General features: G+C 66.0%; 15 protein-coding genes and 1 riboswitch. Of the genes, 9 read left to right on the forward strand and 6 right to left on the reverse strand.

The window, feature by feature from the left end:
• Position 1: 1 nt before the first annotated feature.
• Positions 2 to 2872: a glycosyl hydrolase 115 family protein gene (locus tag F8197_RS03970; protein WP_227012054.1), complete on the reverse strand. Its 2871-nt coding sequence runs from the start codon at positions 2870 to 2872 to the stop codon at positions 2 to 4.
• A gap of 43 nt (positions 2873 to 2915) precedes the next feature.
• Complete coding sequence (locus F8197_RS03975; protein WP_152880121.1) at positions 2916 to 4205, reverse strand: SGNH/GDSL hydrolase family protein; 1290 nt, start codon at positions 4203 to 4205, stop codon at positions 2916 to 2918.
• A 51-nt stretch (positions 4206 to 4256) separates the two neighbouring features.
• Here F8197_RS03975 and F8197_RS03980 point away from each other — a divergent pair, with 51 nt between their 5' ends.
• A complete protein-coding gene (locus F8197_RS03980; RefSeq protein WP_152880123.1) occupies positions 4257 to 5657 on the forward strand; it encodes an enolase C-terminal domain-like protein in 1401 nt (466 codons plus the stop codon).
• A gap of 39 nt (positions 5658 to 5696) precedes the next feature.
• Positions 5697 to 8084 (forward strand): glycoside hydrolase family 3 N-terminal domain-containing protein, encoded by a 2388-nt coding sequence (locus F8197_RS03985; protein WP_152880125.1) that lies wholly within the window; start codon positions 5697 to 5699, stop codon positions 8082 to 8084.
• Here the strand turns inward: F8197_RS03985 and F8197_RS03990 are convergent.
• From F8197_RS03990 to F8197_RS04000, 3 genes are all read right to left on the reverse strand, one after another.
• Positions 8065 to 9201: a LacI family DNA-binding transcriptional regulator gene (locus F8197_RS03990; protein WP_152880127.1), complete on the reverse strand. Its 1137-nt coding sequence runs from the start codon at positions 9199 to 9201 to the stop codon at positions 8065 to 8067. The genes F8197_RS03985 and F8197_RS03990 overlap by 20 nt on opposite strands.
• 127 nt (positions 9202 to 9328) lie before the next feature.
• A complete protein-coding gene (locus F8197_RS03995) occupies positions 9329 to 10981 on the reverse strand; it encodes a DUF5597 domain-containing protein (RefSeq protein ID WP_152880129.1) in 1653 nt (550 codons plus the stop codon).
• Positions 10982 to 11084: 103 nt separating this feature from the next.
• A complete protein-coding gene (locus F8197_RS04000) occupies positions 11085 to 14168 on the reverse strand; it encodes a TonB-dependent receptor (RefSeq protein ID WP_152880131.1) in 3084 nt (1027 codons plus the stop codon).
• Between the two features lie 234 nt (positions 14169 to 14402).
• Here F8197_RS04000 and F8197_RS04005 point away from each other — a divergent pair, with 234 nt between their 5' ends.
• Positions 14403 to 15398, forward strand: a complete 996-nt coding sequence (locus F8197_RS04005; protein WP_152880133.1) for a ribonuclease I — start codon at positions 14403 to 14405, stop codon at positions 15396 to 15398.
• On the opposite strand, the gene F8197_RS04010 is transcribed toward F8197_RS04005, so the two are convergent.
• On the reverse strand, positions 15395 to 16954 hold the full coding sequence (locus tag F8197_RS04010) for a sensor domain-containing diguanylate cyclase (RefSeq protein ID WP_152880135.1): 1560 nt from the start codon (positions 16952 to 16954) through the stop codon (positions 15395 to 15397). The two genes, F8197_RS04005 and F8197_RS04010, sit on opposite strands and share 4 nt — an antisense overlap.
• Before the next feature lie 167 nt (positions 16955 to 17121).
• On the opposite strand from F8197_RS04010, the gene F8197_RS04015 reads away from it, so the two are divergent.
• The 6 genes from F8197_RS04015 to F8197_RS04040 all read left to right on the forward strand — a co-directional run bounded on the left by F8197_RS04015 (position 17122) and on the right by F8197_RS04040 (position 25596).
• The gene (locus F8197_RS04015) at positions 17122 to 17643 is read left to right on the forward strand and encodes a GNAT family N-acetyltransferase (protein ID WP_152880136.1); all 522 of its coding nucleotides are present in this window, start codon (positions 17122 to 17124) and stop codon (positions 17641 to 17643) included.
• A 53-nt stretch (positions 17644 to 17696) separates the two neighbouring features.
• Positions 17697 to 17904, forward strand: a riboswitch (cobalamin riboswitch).
• 130 nt (positions 17905 to 18034) lie between these two features.
• Positions 18035 to 18232: a CbtB domain-containing protein gene (locus F8197_RS04020; protein ID WP_152880138.1), complete on the forward strand. Its 198-nt coding sequence runs from the start codon at positions 18035 to 18037 to the stop codon at positions 18230 to 18232.
• Positions 18223 to 19017 (forward strand): CbtA family protein, encoded by a 795-nt coding sequence (locus F8197_RS04025; protein ID WP_373996782.1) that lies wholly within the window; start codon positions 18223 to 18225, stop codon positions 19015 to 19017. Before F8197_RS04020 ends, F8197_RS04025 begins: the two co-directional genes overlap by 10 nt.
• Positions 19018 to 19020: 3 nt before the next feature.
• Positions 19021 to 19353 (forward strand): ferredoxin, encoded by a 333-nt coding sequence (locus F8197_RS04030; RefSeq protein ID WP_152880140.1) that lies wholly within the window; start codon positions 19021 to 19023, stop codon positions 19351 to 19353.
• Complete coding sequence (locus F8197_RS04035) at positions 19350 to 23510, forward strand: cobaltochelatase subunit CobN (RefSeq protein ID WP_152880142.1); 4161 nt, start codon at positions 19350 to 19352, stop codon at positions 23508 to 23510. Before F8197_RS04030 ends, F8197_RS04035 begins: the two co-directional genes overlap by 4 nt.
• Before the next feature lie 10 nt (positions 23511 to 23520).
• Entirely contained in the window at positions 23521 to 25596 is a 2076-nt protein-coding gene (locus tag F8197_RS04040; RefSeq protein WP_152880144.1) for a putative cobaltochelatase, read from the forward strand.
• Positions 25597 to 25618 lie beyond the last annotated feature (22 nt).

Raw genomic sequence — 25618 nt, forward strand, 5'->3', positions numbered from 1 at the left:
ATTACCGTGCGCGTGGACTTTCGGGCGGCCCGAGGTAGCTGTCCTGCAAGCCGCCCGTATCAACCACGATTTTTTGCAGTACCACACCGGCATCCACCGCCCAGAACTTGAGCGTGTGGCGGCCGGCCGTGGCGATGGTGTGGCGCGAGGTCAGCACGGTGGCGCCGTCCGAGACGCTCTTTTCCCACGCCTGCTCGGAACTGTCTGCGTGCATATTCACCAGCTGCGGCGCCTCGTCGTCGAACGAGACGGCGTAGCGCAGGCCGGCGCCGGGCTGGAATTTCTGGGTAGGCGCCAGCGTGGCGTGCACCACGACTTTGCCGGCGGTTTGCAGGTGCAGCGCGTAGTCGAGCCGCATCTGCGGGGCTTCATCTGACTTCGCATCGACTGGCAGCGCAGTCACGCCGGACTGCGTGCGGCCATGGCCGGGGATGGTGAGCCACTGGCGGCCGGCCGGCGCCATGGCCCTGGCAAAGTTGGCGGCTTCGATGGACACAACGCCGCCAGTCTCGACGAAGTCGCCTGCCACAGCCTCTTTGACCAGCCGGCGCAGCGGCGCCTTGACTGTGACCTTGGCGCCATTGGGGCCTTGTACCGTCAGCGTCGCATGATCGACGCCGCGCGGCACGTCGGCCCAGCGCACCTTGACGTGCACGCGGCGGTCGCGTTCGACCTGGCCGGCGGGCTGGTCGATCTCCAGCCACGGTGCGCTGGTCGTGATGCGGTAGTCGAACGGCTGCCGGCCGCGATTGAACACTTCCAGGAATGCCGGCGCACCGGTGATTTCATCGAGGGCGGGCAGGGCCAGCTTGTCGCCGTCGGGTCCCGGCCACACTTGCGCATTGCCTTGTACGGCCACGCCCATGTCGGCCGCCAGCGGCGCCTGCACTTCGCTCACCGCCGGCATCACGTTGCGCGGCGGCTGGTTCCAGTAGGTGTAGCCGAGGTGGGTTTGCGACATCATGTGGTTCCATTTGCCGCCGCTGATGTCTTCGTGATAGCGCCGCGTCAGCTCCGCATCCTGCGCGAACAGGCTGCGCGCCTTCGCTGCCAGGTCGTTGGTCGAGGTGCGGCCCTGCACCGCGTACAGCCGGTTGCGGGCAGCTGTCGTATACAGTTCGTTCACCACGGCGCTCGCTTGCGCCGGGTACTGCACCAGCTGGAAGAATGCATCGCGCTGCGCCGCCGGCAGTTGCCCGGCGATGCGCTCAGCACGCGAAGCAATCGACTGGAACTCGGCCGTTACCCGTTCGGCTTCGTCATAGTTGACCGGGTGGTAAGTGCCCGGTTCCAGTTGCTCGGGCTTGCGGCGGCCGTTGTAGCGCGCGTAGCTGGCCACGATGTCGGCGATGTCATCGGCGTGCTGTGGGCCGAATTCGCGCGTGGCCCACAGTTTCAGGTACTCGGGCAGGCGCTCTGCCGGCCAGGCGGCGGGGTTCCATGCATAGGTGAGGAAAAACTCGGTGGGCACTTCCATCGGTTTCAGGTCGCCCACGTTGACGATCCAGATGCGGTCGGCCTGGTACTGCCACGCCAGCTGCATTTGCTCCCAGATTTTCGGCAGCGGCGTCACATTGATCCACTTGTAAGAGCGCGGGCCGCCCACGTAATCGAAGTGGTAGTACACGCCCGCACCGCCGGCGCGCTTGCGTTCTTCGGTCGTGGGCAGGCGGCGGATATTGCCCCAGTTGTCGTCGCACCACAGCAGCGTGACGTCATCCGGCACGCGCATCCCCTTTTCGTAGTAGTCCTGCACCTCCTTGTACAGCGCCCACATTTGCGGCACGGTGGCCGCATCGCGCCCCAGTTCCTTGCCGATGATGGCGCGCTGGTCGGCCACGATGCGTTCGAGCAGCGCCACGTTCGATTCTTCCGACATCGGCTCGTCGCCGTCGCCGCGCATGCCGATGGTGATCATCTTCTCGAAGTCGCGCGTGTTGCGCATGCCGCCGGTCCAGAAACTGCGCAGCACTTTCTCGTTGCGCTGGTAATCCCACGGGCCCTTGCCCTGGCGCGTCCACTCCTTCTGAGCGCGCATCATCGGCTCGTGGTGCGACGAGCCCATCACGATGCCATAGTCGTCGGCCAGCTTGCCGTTGAGTTTGTCGTCGTCATAAAACGCCGAATTCCACATCGCCGGCCACAGGTAGTTGGCGCGCAGGCGCAGCAGCAGCTCGAACACTTTCTCGTAAAAGCGATGGTTGTAGCCGCCATAGGTCTGCTGCACCCAGCCGGTCAGCGCCGGCTGCTCGTCGTTGAGGAAGATGCCGCGATACCTGACCACCGGTGAATCGTGCACGGCCGCTGGCGCATAGGCAAACAACGCCGACTTTTTTGGTGGCGGCACGTCCGCCCACCAGTACCAGGGCGATACGCCGATCTGCTCCGACAACTCGTAGATGCCGTAGATGGCGCCGCGCTTGTCGCTGCCGGCAATTACCAGCGCGCGCTCCACGCCGGGCAGGGGCCGCAATACGGTTTGCACCTGCCAGCCTTCCCACTTGCCCTGGATGGCGGCGACATCGAGCTTGCCGGCTGCAACCAGCTTGTCGATCAGCGGACTGCGGCCCACGGTGCCGATGATGATGGCGTCGGCGCCGGCCGGTGCGCCGGTTTGCAGCGCTGGCGTGGCGCCGGTCACGCGGCCGATATCGGCCTGCAGGTCGCGCGCGGCGCGCAGCACGCCGGCATGGTCGGCGGTATCCACGTACAGCGTGGCGGTCTTGCCGGCTTGCGCGATGGCGACCGCGTTGGCAGGAGGGGAATCGAACAGCACCAGCCGTTTCTGGCCCAGTGCCTGGGCGGGCAGGGTGCAGCAGAGCAGGGCGGCGGCCAGGATGGCTCCCGCCGCAGCGATCAATGGTTGTCTCATTATTGTAGTTTTCCGTTCTTATGGTAGGTGGTACGGTGCTGGCTCAGGGCCGACTTCGACATCGCCGTCGTAGCATCTCGAGCGGCACCGCGTCAGCCATGGCGCGGTAGCCGGCCAGCGACGGATGCAGGTGGTCGCCCGAGTCGTACTGCGGCGCCAGCCGTTGCGGCTGCGCCGGATCGCGCAGCGCGGCGTCGAAATCGGTCACCGCGTCGAACACGCCGGCATCGCGTATCCACGCATTGAGCTCCTGCCGGTCGGCCTCGTTGGCCGGCTCCGGGTGGTAGTAGTCGCTGCCGACATACGGCGTGACGGTGGCGCCGATCAGGCACACGCCGCGCGCCCGGGCGCGGGTTGCCAGCTGGCGGTGCGCCAGGCGCAGGTCGGCCAGCAGTTGCTGGCGATCGGCCGGCAGGTCGGGCGTGTTGCGGTGCAGGTTGCCCAGGTCATTGACGCCGATGAGCACCAGCGCGTGGGTGACGCCGGCGCGGCCCAGCACGTCGCGCTCGAAGCGCGAGACCAGGTTCGGCCCCAGGCCGTCTTTCAACATGCGGCCGCCGCCGATGCCGGCGTTGACCGTACCAATCGGAACATTATCGCGACGCAGGCGCGCGGCCAGCACATCGGTCCAGCGGTCGTTGCCGTCGGTGGTCACGCCATAGCCGTCGGTGATCGAATCGCCGATGGCCACCAGCGCGCCGGCCGCGCGCGGCGCCAGCACATCGACATCGGCAATTGCAAACCAGCGCGTCACCGTGGCGGCGCCGGGCCAGTCGGCATCCGCGGTGCGGTTGCCGGCAGCGAGGAAGCTGCTGGCGCGCGCGCCGCTATGACTGGTCTGGCGCGCCGGTTCGCCGGTGAAGTGCAGAGAGATGGCCAGGTCGGCGCCGGCCGGTGCGTCGAGGGAAACCGGATCGCTGTAATACTCGGCGCCGGCGGGGATGGTGACCGCGCTGCGGCCATCGAAGGTCAGGACCTTCAATGTGGCGGCGTCGATGGCGGCGCGGCCGGGCGCCACGGCGCGCGCCACGCTGGCCGCATCGACCAGCAGCGGCGCCGTGCCGTATGCATTGGAAAGGCGTACCCGCACTTCGCTGCCGCCGAGCGACAGGTGAACGATCTGGCGGATGCTGGCATCGCGCCAGTTGGCCGCTGGCAGTTCGTTGGCGGTTTCCGGCACCATTTGCGCCGTGCCCCATGAAGCGACCCAGTGCTGGCCTGGGTCGCTGGCGGTGCCCGGCGCCGTGGCGCAGCCGCCAAGCGCACCCACCGTGAAGATGATAGCCACTGCCGCAGCAATCTTGCCGCGCTTGCCTTGTTGACGTGATCCCATAAATCCTTCACACTGAGTAAATGGTAGCGCTAATCATTTTAGGATAAAGGCATGGTACAGGCAACACATTTACCGCATTCCTCCCCACGTTCCACGACACCGGTCGTCACCGCCATGCGCGTGATCCCGGTAGCCGGCCACGACAGCATGCTGCTCAACCTGTGCGGCGCGCACGCGCCTTACTTCACGCGCAACCTGGTGCTGCTGCAGGACAGCGCCGGCCACACCGGCATCGGCGAAGTGCCCGGCGGCGCCGGCATCCTGCGCGCGCTGGAAAACGCCGTGCCGCTGGTGGTGGGCACGCCGATCGGGCGCTATAACCGCACGCTGAACGGCATCCGCGCCGCCATTGTCAACCGCGACGTCAGCGGCCGGCAATACCAGGTCACGTCCGCCGCCGAAGCGGCGGTGCTCAAGCAGCCGCACGAAATCAATCTGCGCCTCGAGAACGTGATCACGGCGGTGGAATCGGCGCTGCTCGATCTGCTGGGCCAGCACCTGGGCGTGCCCGTGTGCGAACTGCTCGGCGCCGGTCAGCAACGCGACAGCGTGCCGATGCTGGCCTACCTGTTCTACATCGGCGACCGTGGCCGCACCGACCTGCCATACCTGCCGGGTTCCGGTGACGACTGGTACAGGATGCGCCACCAGGAAGCGCTGACGCCGGCGGCGATTGCCGACCAGGCCGAGGCCACGGTGGCGCGCTATGGTTTCCGCGACTTCAAGCTCAAGGGCGGCGTCATGCACGGCGCGGAAGAACTGGAAGCGATTGCCGCCATCAAGGCGCGCTTTCCTGCTGCGCGCGCCACGCTCGACCCCAATGGCGCCTGGTCGCTGCGCGAGGCGATTGACCTGTGTCGCGGCCAGGGCCACCTGCTGGCGTACGCGGAAGACCCGTGCGGTCCCGAGAACGGCTACTCGGGCCGCGAGACCATGGCGGAGTTCCGCCGCGCCACCGGCATCCCCACCGCCACCAACATGATCGCCACCGACTGGCGCCAGATGGCGCACGCGCACCTGCTCGGCGCCGTCGATATTCCGCTGGCCGATCCGCACTTCTGGACCATGCAGGGCTCCGTGCGGCTGGCCCAGTTGTGCGCCGAATGGGGCCTGACCTGGGGCTCGCACTCGAACAACCACTTCGATGTATCGCTCGCCATGTTCACCCACGCGGCAGCGGCCGCGCCGGGCAAGATCACCGCCATCGACACGCACTGGATCTGGCAGGAAGGCCAGGAGCGCCTGACCCGCGAACCGTTGCAGATCGTCGGCGGCGAAGTACTGGTGCCGGAGCGTCCGGGCCTGGGTGTGGAACCCGACATGGACCGCATCGAAGCGGCGCACCTGCTGTACAAGAAAGTAGCCACGACCGCGCGCGACGATGCGCTGGCGATGCGTTACCTGGTACCTGGCTGGACCTATGCCCCCAATAAGCCCAGCCTGGGACGTTGAGCGTTTTGTAGTACCCACATAAAAAATATGGAGACAAGTATGAAAACCAACCGCAGGGACTTCCTGTCCTCGATGACCGGCGTCGCCGGCCTGTCCATGGTGTCGGCGCCGATGGCCTTTGCTGCCACCGCCGTCAATGTACCTTACAAGGATGCCGCCTTGCCGCTGGACCGCCGGGTAAACGACCTGCTGGGCCGCATGACGCTGGAAGAGAAAATCGCCCAGATGCTGTGCGTGTGGCAGAAGAAGACCGAGATCCAGGATGCCAGCGGCGAGTTCTCCGCTGCGAAAGCCAAACAGGCCTACCCGCACGGCATCGGCATGATCGGCCGGCCGTCCGACCGCCAGCTGGGCCAGGCCGCCGGCGCCGGCGATACCGGGGGCGTCAAGAACCGCACGGCGCTGGAAACGGCCGTGTACACCAATGCTGCGCAAAAATGGGCGGTGGAACAGACCCGCCTCGGCATCCCGCTGTTCATGCACGAAGAGGCGCTGCACGGCTACGTGGCGCGCGACGCCACCAGCTTCCCGCAGGCGATCGGCCTGGCCTCGTCGTTCGATCCGGAGCTCACCAAACAGGTGTTCAGCGTGGCGGCGCGCGAGATGCGCGCGCGCGGCGCCAACCTGGCGCTGGCGCCCGTGGTGGACGTGGCGCGCGAACCGCGCTGGGGCCGCATCGAGGAAACCTACGGCGAAGACGCCCACCTGTGCGCCGAAATCGGCAAGGCGGCAGTGATCGGCTTTGCCGGCGAAAACCCGGTACTGGCCAAAGACAAGGTGTTCGTCACGCTCAAGCACATGACCGGCCACGGCCAGCCGGAAAACGGTACCAACATCGGCCCTGCCGAAGTGAGCGAACGCACCCTGCGCGAAGACTTTTTCCCGCCGTTCGAACGCCTGATCCGCGAGACCAACGTGGCGGCGGTGATGCCGTCGTATAACGAGATCGGCGGCATTCCGTCGCACGCCAGCCACTGGCTGCTGCACAAGGTGCTGCGCGAGGAATGGGGCTTCCAGGGCGTGACAGTGTCCGACTACTTCGGCATCAATGAACTGGTCACGCGCCACAAGCTTGCCGCGGATCCGAAAGAGGCCGGCTATTATGCGATCAAGGCCGGCGTCGATATCGAAACGCCGGACCCGCTGGGCTACCTGTCGCTGGCCGCGCTGGTCAAGGAAAAGCGCGTGGCGGTCAAGGAAATCGACATCGTGGTGCGCCGCATTTTAAAACTCAAGTTCCAGGCCGGCCTGTTCGAGCAGCCGTACGTGGACGCCAACCGCGCCGACAGTCTGACCGCCACTGCCGACGCGGTAGCACTGGCGCGCCTGGCCGCTACCCGCACGCCGGTGCTGCTGAAAAACGACAAGGGCCTGCTGCCGCTCGACGGCAAGAAGGTGGGCAAGGTGCTGCTGCTCGGTACGCATGCCAAGGACACGCCGATCGGCGGCTACTCCGACATACCGCGCCACGTGGTGTCGGTGTACGAGGGCTTGCAGGCCGAGAGCCGCGCCCAGAGCTTCGAGCTGGCTTACGCCGAAGGCGTGCGCATCACCGAAAGCCGCATCTGGGGCCAGGACGAGATCAAGTTCGTTGCGCCGGAAGTCAATGCGAAGCTGATCGCCGAAGCGGTGGCGGCGGCAAAGAACGCCGACACCATCATCATGGTCCTGGGCGACAACGAGCAGACCAGTCGCGAAGCGTGGGCCGACAACCACCTGGGCGACCGCGAGACGCTGGACCTGATGGGCCAGCAGAACGACCTGGCGCGCGCCATTTTCGCGCTGGGCAAACCGACGGTGGTGTTCCTGCTCAACGGCAGGCCGCTGTCGGTCAACCTGCTGGCGGAAAAGGCCGACGCGCTGGTGGAAGGCTGGTACATGGGGCAGGAGACCGGCAACGCGGTGGCCGACATCCTGTTCGGCCGCGCCAATCCGGGCGGCAAGCTGCCGGTGTCGATCGCGCGCAGCGTGGGCCAGCTGCCGATCTTCTACAACCACAAGCCGTCGGCGCGGCGCGGTTACATCGACGGCTCGACCAAACCGTTGTTCCCGTTCGGCTTCGGTCTAAGTTACACCACGTTCTCCATCGCGGAACCGCGCCTGAGCAAGGCCCGTATCGGCGTCAGCGAGAGCACCACGGTGGAAGTGGACGTGGCCAATACCGGCAAGGTCGCCGGCGACGAGGTGGTGCAGATTTACATCCGCGACGATATCAGCTCGGTCACGCGGCCGGTGCTGGAACTGAAGGCCTTCAAGCGCGTGACCCTGCAACCGGGCGAACGCCGCACGCTGTCGTTCGAGATCAAGCCGGCGGACCTGTCGTTCTACAATGTGCGCATGGAGCGCGTGGTGGAACCGGGCAGCTTTACCATCCACGCCGGCCCGGACTCAGCGCAGCTGAAATCCGTCAAGCTGATGGTGGGGTAGTCGACGCCATTTCCGCGTCCACCGGGCGCGGCGCCTGCGGCGGCAGAAAGTGCGCCGGCGGGCGCACGCGCGGGGCGGCGTCGGACTGGCGCCGGATCAGCGAGAAATTCATCAACAGGTGTTCGGGTTTCAATGGCGCGCCGTCGCGCTGGCGGCGGATTTGCCGTTGCAGCAGGCGTGCCGCTTCGCCGGCCATGTCGGTGATCGGCTGGTGCACGGTGGTCAATGCCGGCCAGATGGTGGTGGCCAGCGCGGTATCGTCGAAGCCGACCACCGTCAAGTCTCCCGGCACGTCCATGCCCAGCCGGTGCGCCACCGCCACCGTGGCTGCCGCCATGTCGTCGTTGCTGGCAAAAATGGCGGTAGGACGTTCTGCCAGCGCCATCAACGCTTCCGCCGCTTCCAGTCCCGAACGATAGGTGTACAAACCCGGAACAATCAACTCGGACGCGGTATCGGCGCCGGCTTCCTGCAGCGCGGCCTGGTGGCCGGCCAGCCGCCGCGCACTGGCGGTCTGGTTGCCGTCGCCGGCGATGAAGCCGATGCGGTGGTGGCCCAGGCCAATCAGCTGGCGCGTCATCTGGTACGCGGCCAGGTAGTCGTCAATGCTGACGGAACTGACCGGGCTCACATCGGGATCGGGCTGGCCGCAGGCCACGGTCACCACCGGCGCGCCGGCGCTTTTCAGGCGCGCCAGGATGGCCGGATCGTCACCGAGCGGCGGCGGCAGGATGATGCCATCGAGGTTGTTGCCGATCAGGCGTTCGATCTGTTCGAGCTGGTGAGCCTGGCCGTCGCCCTTTTCCACGAACAGCTGCATATTGTGGATGCTGGACTGGTTCAACAGGCCGACCAGCAAGGCGCTCAGGTAGCCGGCGCTGGGATTGCTGTACAAGAAACCGATACGCATCGGCCGCGCGCCGGCCAGCTTGCGCGCTTCCTGGTTGGGCATGTAGTTGAGCGCGGCCGCCGCGTCGGCGACCTTCTTGCGGGTTTTGGCGTGGACCGTGTCCTTGCCGTTCATGACGCGCGATACCGTCATCGGCGACACGCCAGCCAGCCGCGCCACGTCGTGCATCGTCGGCTGGCTGCGCTCCTCTGGCGCCAATTTATTCATTGCGGGACTACCTTAGCTGGAAAATATCACTGGAAATGTTAGGCAACCATCGACTGATGGTTGCGGTAACACTTTAGCATATTTCCACCGTTTGCTTCGGGTCGTCGTACAACTGCTGCGGTACTCGCTATTTGTAGCGGTACAGCTTGACCCGTTGCGCGGTAAAGGCGCCCGTTACCAGCATCACCTGGCGGCCCTGGTGGATCTCGTCGCCATTGAGCCAGCGTCCCGGCACCCACTTGCCGTTCTCGTAGGTTCCCTCGGTGACCAGTTCCAGGCCGATGCTGTCGCCGGCGCCGGTGGCGTCCTTGAAGGTCACGGTCAGACCTTTGCCGGCGATGAGGAATTCGTCGTCGGCCAGCCGTATCACAAGGCCGCCAAACGATTCGATGTCCTTGTTGTCGGCCTTGGCCCACGGATTACCGAAGGCCACGTTCAAAGTGACGCCGCCCATGGTGGCCTGCTGCGGTGCTGCATCGACCACGCCGTCGTACGACACGCGCGCCTTGAAGCCGCGCGTGCGGCCGGCGCCCTGGTGCTGGTTGATCACCGGCGCCAACTCGCGCAGCAGGCGGTAGGCGGCGGGCAGGGCGTCGTCGCCAAGACCGGTGCTGTCCTCGATGCCGAACGGCGAAAAGCCGAAGGCGTCATGTTCGCCGATGGCATAAAAGGCCTTGGCAGCGGCGTCGTGGCGGCCGGCGTTGTCGGCCTCCGGCACGAACAGCGGGTTGTCGTGACGCTTGAACTGCGGCGCCCAGTCGGTAAAGTTGGGGAAATAGGTGTCGATCGCCAGCAGGTCGATCGACGGCGCCGCCGCTTTCCAGACATCGAACAGGTGCGGCAGCGGACCGGCGCTCGGGTACTCGCCCGGCTTCTTGCCCGGGCGGTTGAGCGCTGCGTTCACGTACAGCGGAATCGGGTACGCGGCTTTGCCGGCCGCGCTCATGGTTTCCACGAAAGCTGCATAAGCCCAGGCCTGGAACACTTCTTCGGCGCCGGTTGACGACCCGAACACCTCGGCCCAGGTGCCGCTGGTGCGCTGGCCCTGCGCATTCCACAAGGCCAGCAGCGATGGATGCAGGGTGGTGCGATGGGCTTGCAGGTAGTCGAGCAGGCGCTGCGGCACCTGGCCGGCCAGGGCGGCATTGGCCAGCGGGCCGAAGTCGCGCACGTCCGGCAGCATGCCGATCTCGTTTTCCACCTGCACCATGATCACGGTGCGCTGGGTGTCGGCCTGCTTCAGGTGCGCCAGCAGCGCGCGGAAAGCGGCGGTATCGCGCTGCAAGGTCTGCTCGCCGAACGGCGTCAGGATTTCCTGTGCGGCGCCGGCGCGATTGAGCGCGCGCGGGAAACGCTTGGTATCGCGCTTGACATACGGCGGCACGTAGGTGGACATCGAGTTTTTCCAGGCGCCGAACCACAGCAGGATCAGGCGCATGTCGTTGGCGCGGGCCTGTTTCAGCATGCCGTCCAGTACCGTGAAGTCGTAGCGGCCTTCCACCGGTTCCACCTGGTCCCACTGCACCGGCGCCAGCACGGTGTTGAGCTCCGCCCTTTTCAGGGCGGGCCACAGGCGGTTCAGGTAGGGCAGGTGCGAGGCGGAAGAGTTATGCAGTTCGCCGCCCAGCACCAGAAACGGCTGGTCGTCGACCATGAGCTGGGTAGCCGTGCCTTGCTGGCGCAGGTGCGGCAGGTTGGGCGCAGCGGCAGCGGAGCTACCGATTACGGCGATGGCGCACAGCGCATAGAAGGCGCGGCGGGTCGATGCGCACAGGGTCATCGTGGATATCCTTGGATTCGGTCAAAAAAGAAGCACCGCCGCCACCCGGCGACGGTGCCCATAAACTGCTCCTTGAGTCAACAAGGGAGCAGGGAGCGACACATCAGAACTTCTTGCGCAAGCCGAAGGAATAGGTGCGGCCGGGAGCGTACTCGGTGAAGCGGGCATTCGAGAACTGGAAGTAGGTCTGCTTCGCGTCGCGGTTCAGGTTGACGATGTCGAACGTCAGCGTCGGCCAGCCGTCGCGGTCCAGCACCTGTTCCAGGTCGATGCTCGACGAGAAATCGAGCTGCTTGTAGTCGTTCACGTACAGGTTGGCCAGTGCGATGCCGTTCTGGTTACCGGTGGATACCTGGCTGCCCTTGGAGAACGTGTGCGACAGGCGCGCCGAGTAGCCGTAGTTCTCGTAAAAGAGCGAGAAGTTGTTGGTACGCTTCGGTACTCCCAGCGCCACGAAGCCCTGGCTGCCTTCGCCGTTGGCGCGCTGCGTGATGAAGGTGACGGTTTCGTTGAAGCCCAGGCCCTTGAACGGCAGCAGCTTGTCGAGCGGCTGCACCCAGCCCAGTTCCAGGCCGCGAATGCGCAGGGTGCCGCTGGCGTTGCGGGTGCGCGTCATGACGACGTTGGCGGCATTCGGACCACCGCGGTCGTTGATCGCGCTTTGCTGGTTGGGCGTGAGATTGTTGTAATTGATGCCGAAGGCCGCCAGGTCGGTGAACGGCAGTGTCAGGTTTTCGTTGGCGGTGAAGCCGGCCACCTTTTTCTGGAACATGGTGGCGCTCACGTAGCCTTCGCGGCCCGTGTACCAGTCCAGCCCCAGGTCGATATTATCGGACAGGTACGGTTTCAGGGTCGGGTTGCCGATGGTGCCGATGTCGGCCGACGGCGACGAGAAGTTGATGCCGGGGCGCAGCGCGTTCGGGTCGGCGCGCGTCATGCTGCGCGAGACGGCGGCGCGGGCCACGATGTCGCTGCGCAGGTTGAGGGCGGCGGTGGCCGACGGCAGCGTGTTGTTGTAGGTGGTCTCCTGGTACACCCACTGGTCCACGTTCGGGTACTTGCTGCCGTTGAGCGGCAGGGTGGCGTTGCGCGGATCGGCAAACGAATTGTACGAGCCCACCTCCTGGCGGGTGCGCACGTAGCGGATGCCGGCGTTATAGCGCAGGTCCAGGCCCCACGGCTTGGCTTCGCCATTGAGCTCGGTGTAGATGCCGGTGGTTTTTTCGGCGATGAAGCCGGCGCTGGCGCCGGTTGACGACGACGTGGCAAACGGTGCGTTGTTGTTGTACGTGTCGTAGTTGGAGTCCTTGCGGAAGCGGTCCCAGTCGATGATCGGGCGGCCGTACGGGCCGGGCACGATGTAGCTGGCCAGCGCGGTTTGCGGGATCAGCGAACCGCCGTAGGTGAGGGGGTCGGTGCGGCCGGCGGTGTAGCCGGTGCCGAAGCCCGGGTACAGCGCGGCGGCGCTGGCGCCCGGCGTATTGGCGCCGTTGCAGGCAGGTCCGCCATTGGGACCGGACAGCAGCACGCTCGGGTTGTTGCCGCACACGGCGGCCTGCCACGCCGCCGAATTTTCCTGGGCGCGGATGCGGCGGTTGATGTCGTCGTAGGCGATACCGGCCTTGATGTTGAAGGCGCGGTCGCCCCAGGTCAGATCGGTGTGGGCGCCCTTGGTGCGGGTTTCGCGCAGCTCGTTGGCGATGTTGACGCGGCCGCCGGCCCACGCGTAGTTGGCCGGGTTGTTCAGATCGAGGCTGGAGGTGATGTTCGGGATGCCGCCGCCGTTGTTGTCATAGGTGACCGTGTTGCCGCTATTGGCAGGCGTGATCGGCATCACTGTCGGCGCTTCGTGGGTGAAGCGGCTGCGCGTGTAGTTCACTTGCGCATCGAGTTTCAGTTTGGGCGTGATGGTCCATTCCATGCCGGGATTGATGCCCAGCAGGTCCACCTTGTCGCGACGCGGGCCGTACTCGATGAAGTTGAGCGAGTTGGCAAAAGTGCCGCCGGTGACGGTGCAGCCGGCGCTGCAATCGCTGCGGTCCACGGTCATGTTCAGCGGGATGACGCCGTTGTTGCGCACGGCCCAGTTGTAGGCCACGCGCTGGGCCTTGTCGTCACGCTTGCTGTACATCGTGTCGACGTAGAAGTGCAGGTCGTCGGTGGGGCGGTATTCGCTGCTGAAAATCGCCGAGAGCTTGTCCTTGGTGCCGAAGTAGTCCATGGTGCGGCCCAGGCGCGGCAGGATGGCGTTGTCGATCTGCTGGATGGTGAGACCCGGATTGTGCTGCAGCAGGAAGGCCTGGTCGATCACCGTGCCCGGCACCAGCCCGTTGCCGGCATTGGCCGGCACCACGGCCGGGATGTTCCAGTTGCCGCCGCCGGTGTTGTTGCGGGTGGGGGACGTGTTCTGGGTGGCGCTCAGGTTGGGGTTGGTCCAGCCCACCGATTCGAAACCGGTGGTGCGGATCTCCTGGCGCGACACCGAAATGCCGCCCAGGATGCCGAAGGTCTTGCCCCAGGTCTGGCTGGCCAGCAGGGAACCCCGGCCGCCGGTCTTGTCGGCGATCTGGTTGCGGGTGCCGGTCACGCTCATGGCCACGGTGCGGCCTTCCTTGTCGAACGGGCGTGCGCTGCGCAGGTTCACCACGCCGGCGGCGCCGCCTTCGAGCATGCTGGCCGATGGGCTCTTGCTCACCGTGAGCTTGGTGAACAGGTCGGTGGGCAGCAGATCGAGATCGACCTCGCGGTTGCTGTTCTGGCCATCGATCGGGCCGGACGACGCCACCGCGATCTGCGCATTGTTCAGCAGGATCTTGGTGAAGCTCGAACCGAGGCCGCGAATCTGGATGTTCATGCCTTCGCCGGTGACGTCGCGCGAAACGCCCACGCCGGGAATGCGGCTGAGCGATTCGGCGATATTCTTGTCCGGGAATTTGCCGAAGTCCTCGGCGTTGATCGAATCCTGGAAGCCGACCGCTTCCTTCTTGTCCTTGGCCGACGAGATCAGGCTGTTGCGGTAGCCGCTCACCTCCACCTTCTGGATCGTCGCTTCGTCCACCGGGGCGGTGGGTGCGGTGGGTTGCTGGGCATAGGCCTGAGCGATCAGGCCGGCCATCATGGTGAGGCCACAGGCCAGGCGGGCAGGCACGCGGCGGCCACCGCCGGTTGGGGTGAGGGTACTGGGCATTGCTGTCTCCTAATGGTTTTTTTGACTGCTTTTTTGTTATCTGCCGCAGCCCTGTATTTGTTATGGTACCGCGACCATTTGAGTGTAGAAGCGTTGCCAAGTTGTTGTCAACAGAAAGATTTCGCAAAATGTCATGCGCTACCATTTTGGTCTCAACGTGGCTAATCGACAACGCCGGCTTCGGTCCGGCGGCGCTCGGCTACAATGCCGGCTACCCTTCCTGCGGAGTTATCCATGTTGCGCATTACCCTGACTATCCTGCTTGCCTGCTTTGCCACTGGCGCCGCCGCCAGCGAAGCGGCCACCGGCACTTTCACCGCCAACAAGAGCTGCGAGGCCTACGCGTCGTTCGCCAAGCGCACCAATCCCGGCGCCGCGCAGGTGACGGCAGGCCAGGGCTACACGGTGCGCGAGATCAACAAGGCGGACTACGACTGGGTGCGGGTGGAAGTGCCGGGCGCCGAGCCGAAGCTGCGCTGGGTGCAGCGCGACTGCGGCGCGGCGATGCTCGAACCGATCGAGGCACGCTCCACGCGGCCGCCGCGCGGCAGCGATCCGGCGGCGGACGGCGGGTCGTGCAGCATCGCCAACCGCCAGGACAGCTATGTGCTGGCGGTGACCTGGCAGCCGGGCTTTTGCGAACACTTCCCGTTCAAGGGCACCAAGCCCGAATGCGACGCCATGAACGGCGGCAAGCTGGAAGCGAAGACGTTGAGCCTGCACGGCCTGTGGCCGAACAAGAAGGAGTGCGGCACGCGCTACGGCAGCTGCGAAGGCCCGCCGTTCTCGCTGTCGAAGGACACTATCGCCAAGGTGGCGCCTTGGATGCCCAACTTCTATTACGAGCGCACCTTCGGCGCCTACGAGTGGAACAAGCATGGCAAGTGCCAGGAACTGGGCCCGGACGACTACTTCATCAAGGCTGTATCGGCGGTGCGGGTGGTCAACGATTCGGAAGTGGGCAAAATCATCCTGGGCAGCACCGGCAAGAGCATACGGGTGGACGACTTCTTCGCGCGCGTGAAAGCGCGCCACGGCGAGAAGGTGGCCGCCAGCCTGACGCTGGTGTGCAGTCAGCGCAAGTACCTGCAGGAGATCCGGGTGTCGCTGCCGCTGGAATTCGGCACCGACCGCGACCTGGCGGCCATGGTGGGCAACGCCCAGCCGGCGCCGGCGCGTGTGCAGGGCTGTGCCGACGAGATCTACATCGAAGCAGCGGGCAAGGATTAATCCCGGGCGGCGAACTTGCGTTCGGCCTTGCGCCGATACATGGCATCGTCGGCGTCGGCCACCAGTTCGGCGGCGGTGACCGGCTTGCGCGGCGCGCTACCCGGCGTCGGCAGCATCGCCACGCCGATGCTGGCGCCGGCCACCAGTTCGTGTCCTTCGATGCGGTGCGGCAGGCCCAGGCTGATTTCCAGTTTGGCCACCACGAGCGCGGTATCGGCAGCGTCGCTGCCGACTAGTACCACGGCGAATTCGTCGCCGCCCAGGCGCGCCGCCAGGTCCGACTTGCGTAATTCAGCGCGCAGGCGCGCGGCGGCGCCGGTGAGCAGCAGGTCGCCGGCGCCGTGACCGTAGGTGTCGTTGATATGCTTGAAGCGGTCGAGGTCCAGGTACAGCAGCGACAAGGGCGCGCCCGAGCGCGCGCACAGTTCCACCTGCCGCTCCAGGAACTCGCAAAACATGGCGCGGTTGGGCAGGCCGGTGAGCGGATCATGCGTGGCCTGGTGGCGCGCCAGCGCGTGCATGCGCGCCGCATCGACCAGCGCGTTGCCCACCTCGTTGGCCTCGCGCAGGCCGTAACTGGCTGCCGCCACCGGTTCGCCGCGTCCCAGCGCCATGGCCGGCGCCACCAGTGCGCCGATCGACTGCGTGATGCGATTGCCGATGCGCCAGGCAGTCAGCAGGCTTGCCACCAGCATGACGACGGTTACCAGTACCAGCAGCCATAGCTTGCGATTGAGTTCCGCGTTCAGAACTTCGAGCGGAATGCCGATGCCGACCGTCCAGCCGGAAGCGCCCGCGCGTGTCATCACGGCCAGGATCGGTTTGCCATCGAGAGTGCTGGTTTCGATCGCGCCTTCGAAACCTTCGTGCATGCGCTTCATCACCTCGGGCAGCGCCTGGTGGCCGACAAAGCGCTGCATGTCCTGGCTGCGCGCGACCACGATGCCTTCGCGATCGAGAATGCTGGTGATCCAGTGCTGCGGGTAGCTTTGCTGGGCCAGCAGGGCGTTGAACCGCTCCACCGTAACAGTGGCGCTGAGCGCGCCCACGGTGTCCGGCTCGCCCGTGGCGTACCGCACCGGTATGCCGATCGACGCCACGTGGCGCTGCGAGACGGCGCCCACGAACAGGTTGGAAATCGCCGTCGCCTCGTGCTGCTGGATGTGGCGCAGCGCTTGCCCCACCTTGGGCGGCGGCAGTGCGGCGCCGTATGGCACAAAGGTGTTGAGCAGTTGCTGGCCGCCGGCATTTTCCAGCACGATGTTGAGCATGTTCTGGGCGCCCGCCAGGCCGCGTGCCTGCGCGTAGAACGCGGCCAGGTCGTTGCGCGCCAGGTCTGGCGAGGTGGCCAATGCGCGCAGCGCCGCCTCCACGGTGGCGAACTCCTTGTCCACGTCGGTCGCATTGGCCCGCGCGGTGGCCATGGCGCCGGTGATGAAAGCGGTGCGCGCCTGCGTGTAATCGTAAGCGATCAGCAGGATCGCCATCAGCGAGGCCGGCACAATGCACGCCACCACGAGGTACAGCAGGCGGGATCGGATCGAGGGTGCGCGCATGGTTCTTCTGGTTCTGATGATAAGGGCTGCCTGCGATGTTACATCAGCAGGTAAAATTTGTGTCTCAATAGCAAGAAAATAAGTGATGTTACGTAGCCGATCGGGCCGGTGGCGTTGTATCTATGGGATTTTCGACTATGATGTCGGCTACCTTTTACGGAGTAACCATGCACCTCGTTAGCTGTACCGAAGAACGCCACGCGCAAGCCATCCTCGATATCTTCAACGACGCCATCGCCAATTCGACGGCGCTGTACGAATACCATCCGCGCACGCTGGACACCATGAACAAATGGTTCGCGGCCAAGCGCGCGGGCGGCTACCCGGTGATCGGCTATGAAGACGCCAGCGGCACGCTGCTTGGCTTTGCCACCTATGGCGCCTTCCGTGGCTACCCGGCCAACAAGTACGCGGTCGAGCATTCGGTGTATGTGCGTGGCGATCAGCGCGGCAAGGGCCTGGGCCGCGCGCTGCTGGAACAGGTGGTTGCAGCGGCAGGGCAGGCCGACCTGCACACCATCGTGGGCGGCATCGACGCCGACAACCGCGCCAGCATTGCCCTGCACGAGCAGCTCGGTTTCGTCCACGCCGGCACCGTGCGCCACGCGGCCTTCAAGTTCGGGCGCTGGCTGGACCTGGCGTTTTACCAGCTGATTTTGCCCACGCCCGCCGCACCGGTGGACGGCTGAACGCCTTGCAATTCCCCTGTGCCGCCCCTATACTTCGCCGGTAGTCAAGCTTCTGGTATGCGCGGACGTCGGGTGTGATCCGGTTCCGCATATTTAAATGGGAAGCCGGTGCGCCCGACCAGGGCCATGCCGGCGCTGCCCCCGCAACGGTAGTCGAGGTCAAGGGAGTGCAACAGCCACTGTGCGCAAGCATGGGAAGGCGCACTGCCAGGAGCAATCCACTCGTCAGCCCGGAAACCAGCCAGTAGCCGTCAACACGTTTGTATTGCGGAGGGCGATACGGGTGAGTGCTGCGCCGCCCTGTTCATCCGTTCCGATGCATCTCCGGCCGCTTCCCCGCTGTCCTTCCTCCGCGTACTTCCACGTATCCACGCACCCTGGAAGGAAGATCATGCCCGTCACCCCAGTCATCTCCGGTCAAGCCGAAGTTTCCAATCGCCTCGTCATCCTGCGCGAAAAGATGATCCCCGCGCTGTGCGCCGCCGGACTTGGCGCCGTGCTGCTGTTCGGCGCCGGTTTCGCGTCGATGGAAGCGCTGCACAATGCCGCCCACGACAGCCGCCACTCGGCGGGCTTCCCGTGTCACTAAGCCGCGCCAGCAATGGCGCCGGTGCGCCGGCCGGCATTTTCAACGGCATCGTGCGCACGGCTGCTGCCGCCGGCATCGTCGCCGGCTTGCTGCTGACCGGCGTGCAGCACCTGCAGGTGATTCCCATCATTCAGCAGGCCGAGGTCTTTGAAAAGGCGCAGGAGGCCGCTCCTGCATCTGAATCTGCTCCTGCCCCCGCCGAACATGCGCATGCGGCCGATGTGGCCCCGCACGCGCATGGCCACGATGGTCATGGTGCGGCGGAAGAAGCCCACAGCCACGGCGGCTGGGAGCCGGAAGACGGTTTCGAGCGCACTGCGTACACGGCGCTGGCCGATGTCAGCATGGGGGTCGGCTACGCACTGCTGCTGGCCGCCATGATCTGCCTGCGCGGCGGTGCGGTGACCTGGCGCAGCGGCATGCTGTGGGGTGCGGCCGCTTACGCCGTGTTCTTCATCGCACCGTCGCTCGGCCTGCCGCCCGAATTGCCGGGTACCCTGGCCGCGCCGGTGTCGGCGCGCCAGGCCTGGTGGATCTGCACCGCGTTCTCCACCGCCGTCGCGCTCGGTGTGCTGGTCTGGAGCCGCAACGTGTGGTTCAAGGTGGGCGCCGTGGCGCTGCTGTTCGTGCCGCACCTGGTGGGGGCGCCGCAGCCGCCGGTGCACTCGATGGCAGCACCGCCCGAACTGGTTGGTTCCTTCATCATCGCCACCGCGCTGGCCAATGCCGTGTTCTGGCTGGCGCTGGGCGGGCTGACTGGCTATTTCTACAAAAAATTCGCCTGATTCATGAGAACCCACCACCGCCACATCTTCATGTGCGTCGGTCCGCGCTGTGAGCCGAAAGAAGGCCGCGCGCAGGCCGTGTTTGAACACATGGGCAAGGTGATCGACGAACATCCCGAGCTGGCCGTCAAGCGCACCCGCACCCATTGCATGGTCGCGTGCCGCTTCGAGGGACCGGTGGTGGTGGTGTACCCCGAAGGCGTGTGGTACCAGCGCGTGAATGAAGCCAACGCCGAGCGCATCGTGCACGAGCACCTGCTGAACGGACGCGAAGTATCCGACCTGGTCTTCCACCGCCTGGGCGTGGGCGACACCTGCGAACCTGGACCGAAATGAATGAATCTTTAAATTTGCGCCGCAGTGAGTCTGATCTGGCGCTGCTGACTCACGCCTCCAACGACCTGACCGTGCTGCACCAGGCACAGGCTCAAATGCCCGAAGGCTTCGGCCCCGTGATGGGCGTGAACCTGCAGGCGCTCGGTGAAGAATCGACGCTGGCACAACTGCTCGATGGAGAACTGCGCGCAGCGCGCGTGATCGTGGTGCGGGTGCTGGGCCGGCTGGGCGGCGTGCCCGGATTTTCGGATTTGATCGACCATGCGCGGCGCCAGGGCCGCCACCTGATCGTCGTCAGCGGCACCGGCGAGCCCGATCCCGAACTGGCTGCCGTATCTACCGTCCGTTCCGACGTGCTGGATATGACCTTGCAGTACTTCCGGGCCGGCGGCAGCGCCAACCTGGCGCACCTGCTGCGCTTCCTCTCCGACCATTTGCTGCTGACCGGCTTCGGCTTCGAGCCTGCGCTCGCGTTGCCCGACCATGGCATCTATCACCCGGACCTGGCGCCTGGCGCCGACCTGGCCGCGTGGCAGGCACTGGCCGATCCGCAGCGCCCCAGCGTGGGCATCGTGTTCTACCGCGCGCACTGGATGAGCGGTAACACGCGCTTCATCGACGCACTGCTGAACGCCCTTGAAGCGCGAGGGATGAATGTGCTGCCGGTGTTTACCGCATCGCTGCGGGCCGGCGCCAGCGACGGTAACGGCAAGCTGCCCGACGCCTTGCGCTACTTCGGCAGCGTGGAAGGCGCTGTGACCCGCGCCCACGTCGATGTCCTGATCAACACCACGTCGTTCGCCATGGGCGAGATCACGCCGGGTGGCCCCACGCCGGCCGGCTGGTCGGTGGGCGTGCTGGAGCAACTCGATGTGCCGGTGCTGCAAGCGATCACCAGCGGCATGACCCTGCCGCAGTGGGAGCAGTCCGCGCGCGGCCTCAACCCGCTCGATGCGGCAATGAACGTGGTGCTGCCGGAGTTCGACGGCCGCATCATCACGGTGCCGCTGTCGTTCAAGGCGCGCACGGCCGGCATGCCGGGCGACGCGGTCGAATACGATCCGCTGCCCGACCGCGTGGCGCGCATCGCCGGCATTGCCTGGCGTGCGGCACGCCTCAAGCGCGTGCCCAACGCCGAGAAGCGCGTGGCCTTCATGTTCACCAATTCCAGCAGCAAGGCGTCGCAGATCGGCAACGCCGTGGGGCTCGATGCGCCAGCCTCGCTGATGCGCATCCTCGAATCGATGAAGCAGGCCGGCTACGCGATTGGTGACCTGCCGGAGAGCGGCACCGCGCTGATCCACGACCTGGTAGCGCGCTGCTCGTACGACAATATCTACCTGACCGCGGAGCAGATGCGCGGCGCCACCGGCCGGGTACCTGCGGCGCAGTACCAGCAGTGGTTTGACGAAATGCCGCAGGCCATGCAGGACAAGATGACCAGGCAGTGGGGCGCCGCACCCGGCGAGGCCTATGTACACGAAGGCCACGTGGCGCTGGCCGGCATCGAGCTCGGTAACGCTTTCGTCGCGCTGCAACCGCCGCGCGGCTACGGCATGGACCCGGACGCGATCTACCACCAGCCCGACCTGCCGCCCACCCACCATTACTATGCCCTGTACCGCTGGCTGCGCGACGTGTGGCAGGCGGACGCCATCGTCCACGTGGGCAAGCACGGCACCATGGAGTGGTTGCCGGGGAAGGGCGTCGGATTGTCGGAAGAGTGCTTCCCCGACGCGCTGTTGGGCGACCTGCCGCTGTTCTACCCGTTCATCATCAACGATCCGGGCGAAGGCTCGCAAGCGAAGCGCCGGGGCCACGCGGTGGTGGTCGATCACCTGACGCCGCCGATGACCACGGCCGATACCTACGGCGCGCTGGCGCAGCTGACGCAACTGGTGGACGAGTACTACCAGGTCGAAGTGCTCGATCCCGCCAAGCTGCCGCTGTTGCAGCAGCAGATCTGGGAACTGGTCAAGCAGACCAACCTCGATGCCGATTTGCAGATGCGGTTGCTGCATCATGACCATGACCACGATCATGGGGATGGGCACGGCCACGGGCACGCGCACGGACATCATGACCACGATCATGGGCACAAACATGGGCACGATCATGGGCATCATCACGATCACGGTCACGACCATCATCATGGCCACGATCACGCGCACGACGGGGAACTGCCTGCCGCCCTGTCGGCCATGGGCGGCTCCGACGTTGCCCACCTGATCGAGGACCTCGACGGCTACCTGTGCGAACTCGGTTCGGCGCAGATCCGCGACGGCTTGCACATCCTGGGCCGCCGGCCGGACGACACGCAAATGCCCGACATGCTGGTCTCGCTCACCCGCCTGCCCAACCTCGACATCCCGGGCCTGCAGGCGGAAATCGCCGGTCTGTTCGGCCTGAACATGGACATGCTGCTCGACCAGCAGGGCCGGCGCCTGAACGTCGATCCGGCGCTGGCGCGCATCTCGGGCCGCGCCGTGGTGTCGCGCGCCAACGCGCTGGAAGCGGTGGATCTGCTGTGCCAGCGCCTGTTCACGGCGCTGGGCGAGGCCGGTTACGACGCCGCGCGCATCGACGGAGTGCTCGCTGCGGTGTTTGCCGAACTCGATGCCGCCACGCCTGCCGCACCGCTTTTGCAGCCGGCCTTGAAACCTACCGCCAATATGCTGTCGCAGATGGGCAAGCCGCGTCCTAAAGTGGCCGCTGTCAAACCTGCGGCGCCGGCGCCGGTGAAGCCGTCCGGCGCTGCGCGTTTCGACGGGCTGCGCAAGATCCTGGCATTCGCCTGCACCGACCTGGTACCGAACCTGACCCGCGCCACCGACGAAATCGACAACCTGCTGCACGGCTTATCGGGCGGCTACGTACCTGCCGGCCCGAGTGGCTCGCCCACGCGCGGCATGGCCCACATCCTGCCGACTGGCCGCAATTTCTATTCTGTCGATCCGCGCAGCGTGCCGTCGCAATCGGCATGGCGCGTGGGGCAGCAGCTGGCGCGCGAAGTGCTGGAGCGCTATCAACGCGAGACCGGAGAGTATCCGGAAAGCGTGGCAATCAGCATCTGGGGCACCAGCGCCATGCGCACCCACGGCGACGATGTCGCGCAGATCCTGGCGCTGCTGGGCGTGCGCCCGGTATGGCGTGCCGAAAGCCGCCAGGTAAGCGGCGTGGAAGTGATCCCGCTCGACGAACTGAAACGCCCGCGCATTGATGTCACCACCCGCATCAGCGGGTTTTTCCGCGACGCCTTCCCGCAACTGATCGACCTGGTGGACGACGCCGTCAACCAGGTGATCCAGCTGGACGAGCCGCTCACACACAACTTCGTGCGCAAGCACTACCTGGCCGAACTGGCCGGTTTGATGGCCGAAGGCGTGGCGCAGGGCGAAGCGGAAACGCGCGCCGCCTACCGCATCTTTGGCGCCAAGCCGGGCGCGTACGGCGCCGGCGTGCTGCCGCTGATCCAGCACCGCAACTGGGAAGCCGATGGCGACTTCGCCGAGGCGTATGTCAACTGGGGCGGCTATGCGTATGCGCGCGGTACCCAGGGCTCGGACCAGCGCGACGCCTTCCGCACCCGTCTGAACGGCGTGCAGATCGCGCTGCACAACCAGGACAACCGCGAGCACGATATTTTCGACAGCGACGACTACCTGCAATTCCACGGCGGGATGATTGCCACCATCCGCGCGTTGAGCGGCCAGCAGCCGCGCCATTATTTTGGCGACAGCCACGATCCGTCGCGCGCCCAGGTGCGCGATCTCAAGGAAGAAACCTTGCGCGTGTTCCGCTCGCGCGTGGTCAATCCCAAGTGGCTGGCCAGCATCCAGCGCCACGGCTACAAGGGCGGCCTGGAACTGACCGCCACCGTCGATTACCTGTTCGGCTACGACGCCACGGCGCAGGTCATGGACGACTGGATGTACGAAGACGTGGCGCAGTCATACGGTTTCGACTCCACCATGCAGCAGTTCCTGCAGGAAGCCAATCCGTGGGCGCAGAACGCCATTGCCGAGCGCCTGCTGGAAGCGGCCACGCGCGGCATGTGGGCCGAGCCGAAGCCGGAAACGCTGGAACGCCTGCGCGAGCTGTACCTGCGCAGCGAAGCGCTGCTTGAAGAGCGCGGCGAAACCCCGCGTAACGGATAAAGGCTGATAGATGACGAATTTTCCATTCAGCGCCATCGTGGGGCAAGAGCAGTTGCGCAAGGCCTTGATGCTGTGCGCGGTCGATCCCGGCATCGGCGGCGTGCTCATACGCGGCGACAAGGGCACGGCCAAGAGTACGGCCGCGCGCGCGCTGGCCGAGGTGCTGCCGCCAATTGAACTGGTCCGAGGCTGCGCCTTCAACTGCACGGTGGACGCGTCGTGCGAACATTGCGAAACTTGCAGCCACGCGGACCGCGTGGCCACACTGTCGCCGGTGCCGTTCGTCACGCTGCCGCTGGGCGCCACCGAAGACCGCGTGCTGGGCAGCCTCGATCTGTCGCGCGCCCTGAACGGCGGCCAGAAAGCATTCCAGCCTGGCTTGCTGGCCGCCGCCTATCGCGGCCTGCTGTACATCGATGAAGTCAACCTGCTGGCCGACCACCTGGTGGACGTGCTGCTGGACGTGGCGGCCATGGGCGTGAACCGCGTGCAGCGCGAGGGCCTGTCGGTCAGCCACCCGGCGCGCTTTACGCTGGTGGGCACCATGAACCTGGAAGAGGGCGACCTGCGCCCGCAACTGCTGGACCGCTTCGGCCTGATGGTGGAAGTCACCGCCCCGCGCGAAAAAGCGGTGCGCGCCGAGGTGGTACGCCGCCGCATCGGCTTCGAGGCCGGTCCTGCCGCCTACGTGGAATCGTGGCGCGCGCAGCAGGATGCCTTGCAGGCCAGGCTGGCCACGGCGCAGGAGCTGCTGCCGCAAGTGCAGCTCGACGACGCGCTGCTCGATCTGATCAGCCACCTGTGCTGCGAACTGGAAGTAGCCAGCCTGCGCGCGGACATCGTGATGTACAAGACCGCACGCGCGATTGCCGCGCTGGACGCCCGCACGCACGTCACGCCGCAGGACATACGGGGCGCGGCCGAACTGGTGCTGCCGCACCGCCGCCGCCGCAAGCCGTTCGAGCAGCCGGGCCTGGACCAGGACAAGCTCGATGACTTGATGCGGCAGGCGCAGGACGAGTCGCCGCCGCAGGATTTGCCGCCGGATGACACGGGCAGCGGCCAGCGCACGCGAGACAACCAGCAGAACCGTGGCGGGCAGCAAGCACAGGGTAGCAGTCAACCCGGCAACGGGCCAGAGCTGGCGATAGAACCGCCGGATGGCGCGCAGCAACCGCATGGCAGCGAGCAGTTCGAAAGCGAGCAGCCGCAGACTGGCGAGCAGCAAGAAGGCGAACAGCCGCAACGCGGTCAGGCCGAGCAGGTATTTGCCGCCGCAGCCGGCGGGCCGACCGCGCGTATTTCAGTCGAGGCGCAGTCGGCTCCCGGCGATTCCGCCTCAGCCGGCCGCCGCAGCGTAGCCCAGCAGGCATCGCGCGGCCACGTGCTGCGCGCAGTACCGAACGAGCAGCCGACCAGCATCGCCATCGGCGCCACCTTGCGCAGCGCCGCGCTGCGGGGCGCGGGCGGCGGCGTGCAGGTTACGCGCGCAGATCTGCACCAGCAGGTACGGGTGGGCACCAGTGCCAACCTGATACTATTCGTGGTCGATGCCTCGGGTTCGATGGCGGCTCAGCGGCGCATGGAGGCGCTCAAGGGCGCGGTGGTCAATTTGCTCACCGACGCCTATCAGCAGCGCGACGAAGTGGCGGTGGTGGCGTTTCGCGGCCAGCGCGCCGAATTGCTGCTGGCGCCCACGCGCAGCGTCGATCTGGCCGAGCAGGGCCTGCGCGAACTGCCCACGGGCGGGCGCACGCCGCTGCCGCACGCGCTGCAACTGGCGCTGGAAACCTTGCAGCGCGCCGACGCCAATGCCAAGGGCAATCCGCCGCTGCTGGTGCTGCTCACGGACGGCAAAGGCAACGTGCCGTTGAGCGAAGGCGGCGATCCGTGGCGCGAGTCGCTGGCATTGGCGGAGCTGTTGGCCGAGCGCCGCGTGCCGGCGCTGGTGATCGACACCGAAAACGGCTACCTGCGCCTGGGCCGCGCTGCGCAACTAGCGCAGGCGCTGGGCGCCGAGTGTTTGACACTGGAAGAATTATCGGCCGACAGCCTGGCGCTGACGGTTCGGGCACGACTGGCTTGACGCCAGTCTCGTTAAGTTATCA

The sequence above is a fragment of the Duganella sp. FT27W genome (assembly GCF_009295655.1).
GTDB classification, from domain to species: domain Bacteria; phylum Pseudomonadota; class Gammaproteobacteria; order Burkholderiales; family Burkholderiaceae_D; genus Rugamonas; species Rugamonas zoogloeoides.

Excerpts from the sequence above, each read along its gene's own strand:
- F8197_RS03970 (WP_227012054.1), bottom strand. The coding sequence starts at position 2,872 with ATGAGACAACCATTGATCGCTGCGGCGGGAGCCATCCTGGCCGCCGCC.
- F8197_RS03975 (WP_152880121.1), bottom strand. The coding sequence starts at position 4,205 with ATGGGATCACGTCAACAAGGCAAGCGCGGCAAGATTGCTGCGGCAGTG.
- F8197_RS03980 (WP_152880123.1), top strand. The coding sequence starts at position 4,257 with ATGGTACAGGCAACACATTTACCGCATTCCTCCCCACGTTCCACGACA.
- F8197_RS03985 (WP_152880125.1), top strand. The coding sequence starts at position 5,697 with ATGAAAACCAACCGCAGGGACTTCCTGTCCTCGATGACCGGCGTCGCC.
- F8197_RS03990 (WP_152880127.1), bottom strand. The coding sequence starts at position 9,201 with ATGAATAAATTGGCGCCAGAGGAGCGCAGCCAGCCGACGATGCACGAC.
- F8197_RS03995 (WP_152880129.1), bottom strand. The coding sequence starts at position 10,981 with ATGACCCTGTGCGCATCGACCCGCCGCGCCTTCTATGCGCTGTGCGCC.
- F8197_RS04000 (WP_152880131.1), bottom strand. The coding sequence starts at position 14,168 with ATGCCCAGTACCCTCACCCCAACCGGCGGTGGCCGCCGCGTGCCTGCC.
- F8197_RS04005 (WP_152880133.1), top strand. The coding sequence starts at position 14,403 with ATGTTGCGCATTACCCTGACTATCCTGCTTGCCTGCTTTGCCACTGGC.
- F8197_RS04010 (WP_152880135.1), bottom strand. The coding sequence starts at position 16,954 with ATGCGCGCACCCTCGATCCGATCCCGCCTGCTGTACCTCGTGGTGGCG.
- F8197_RS04015 (WP_152880136.1), top strand. The coding sequence starts at position 17,122 with ATGCACCTCGTTAGCTGTACCGAAGAACGCCACGCGCAAGCCATCCTC.
- F8197_RS04020 (WP_152880138.1), top strand. The coding sequence starts at position 18,035 with ATGCCCGTCACCCCAGTCATCTCCGGTCAAGCCGAAGTTTCCAATCGC.
- F8197_RS04030 (WP_152880140.1), top strand. The coding sequence starts at position 19,021 with ATGAGAACCCACCACCGCCACATCTTCATGTGCGTCGGTCCGCGCTGT.
- F8197_RS04035 (WP_152880142.1), top strand. The coding sequence starts at position 19,350 with ATGAATGAATCTTTAAATTTGCGCCGCAGTGAGTCTGATCTGGCGCTG.
- F8197_RS04040 (WP_152880144.1), top strand. The coding sequence starts at position 23,521 with ATGACGAATTTTCCATTCAGCGCCATCGTGGGGCAAGAGCAGTTGCGC.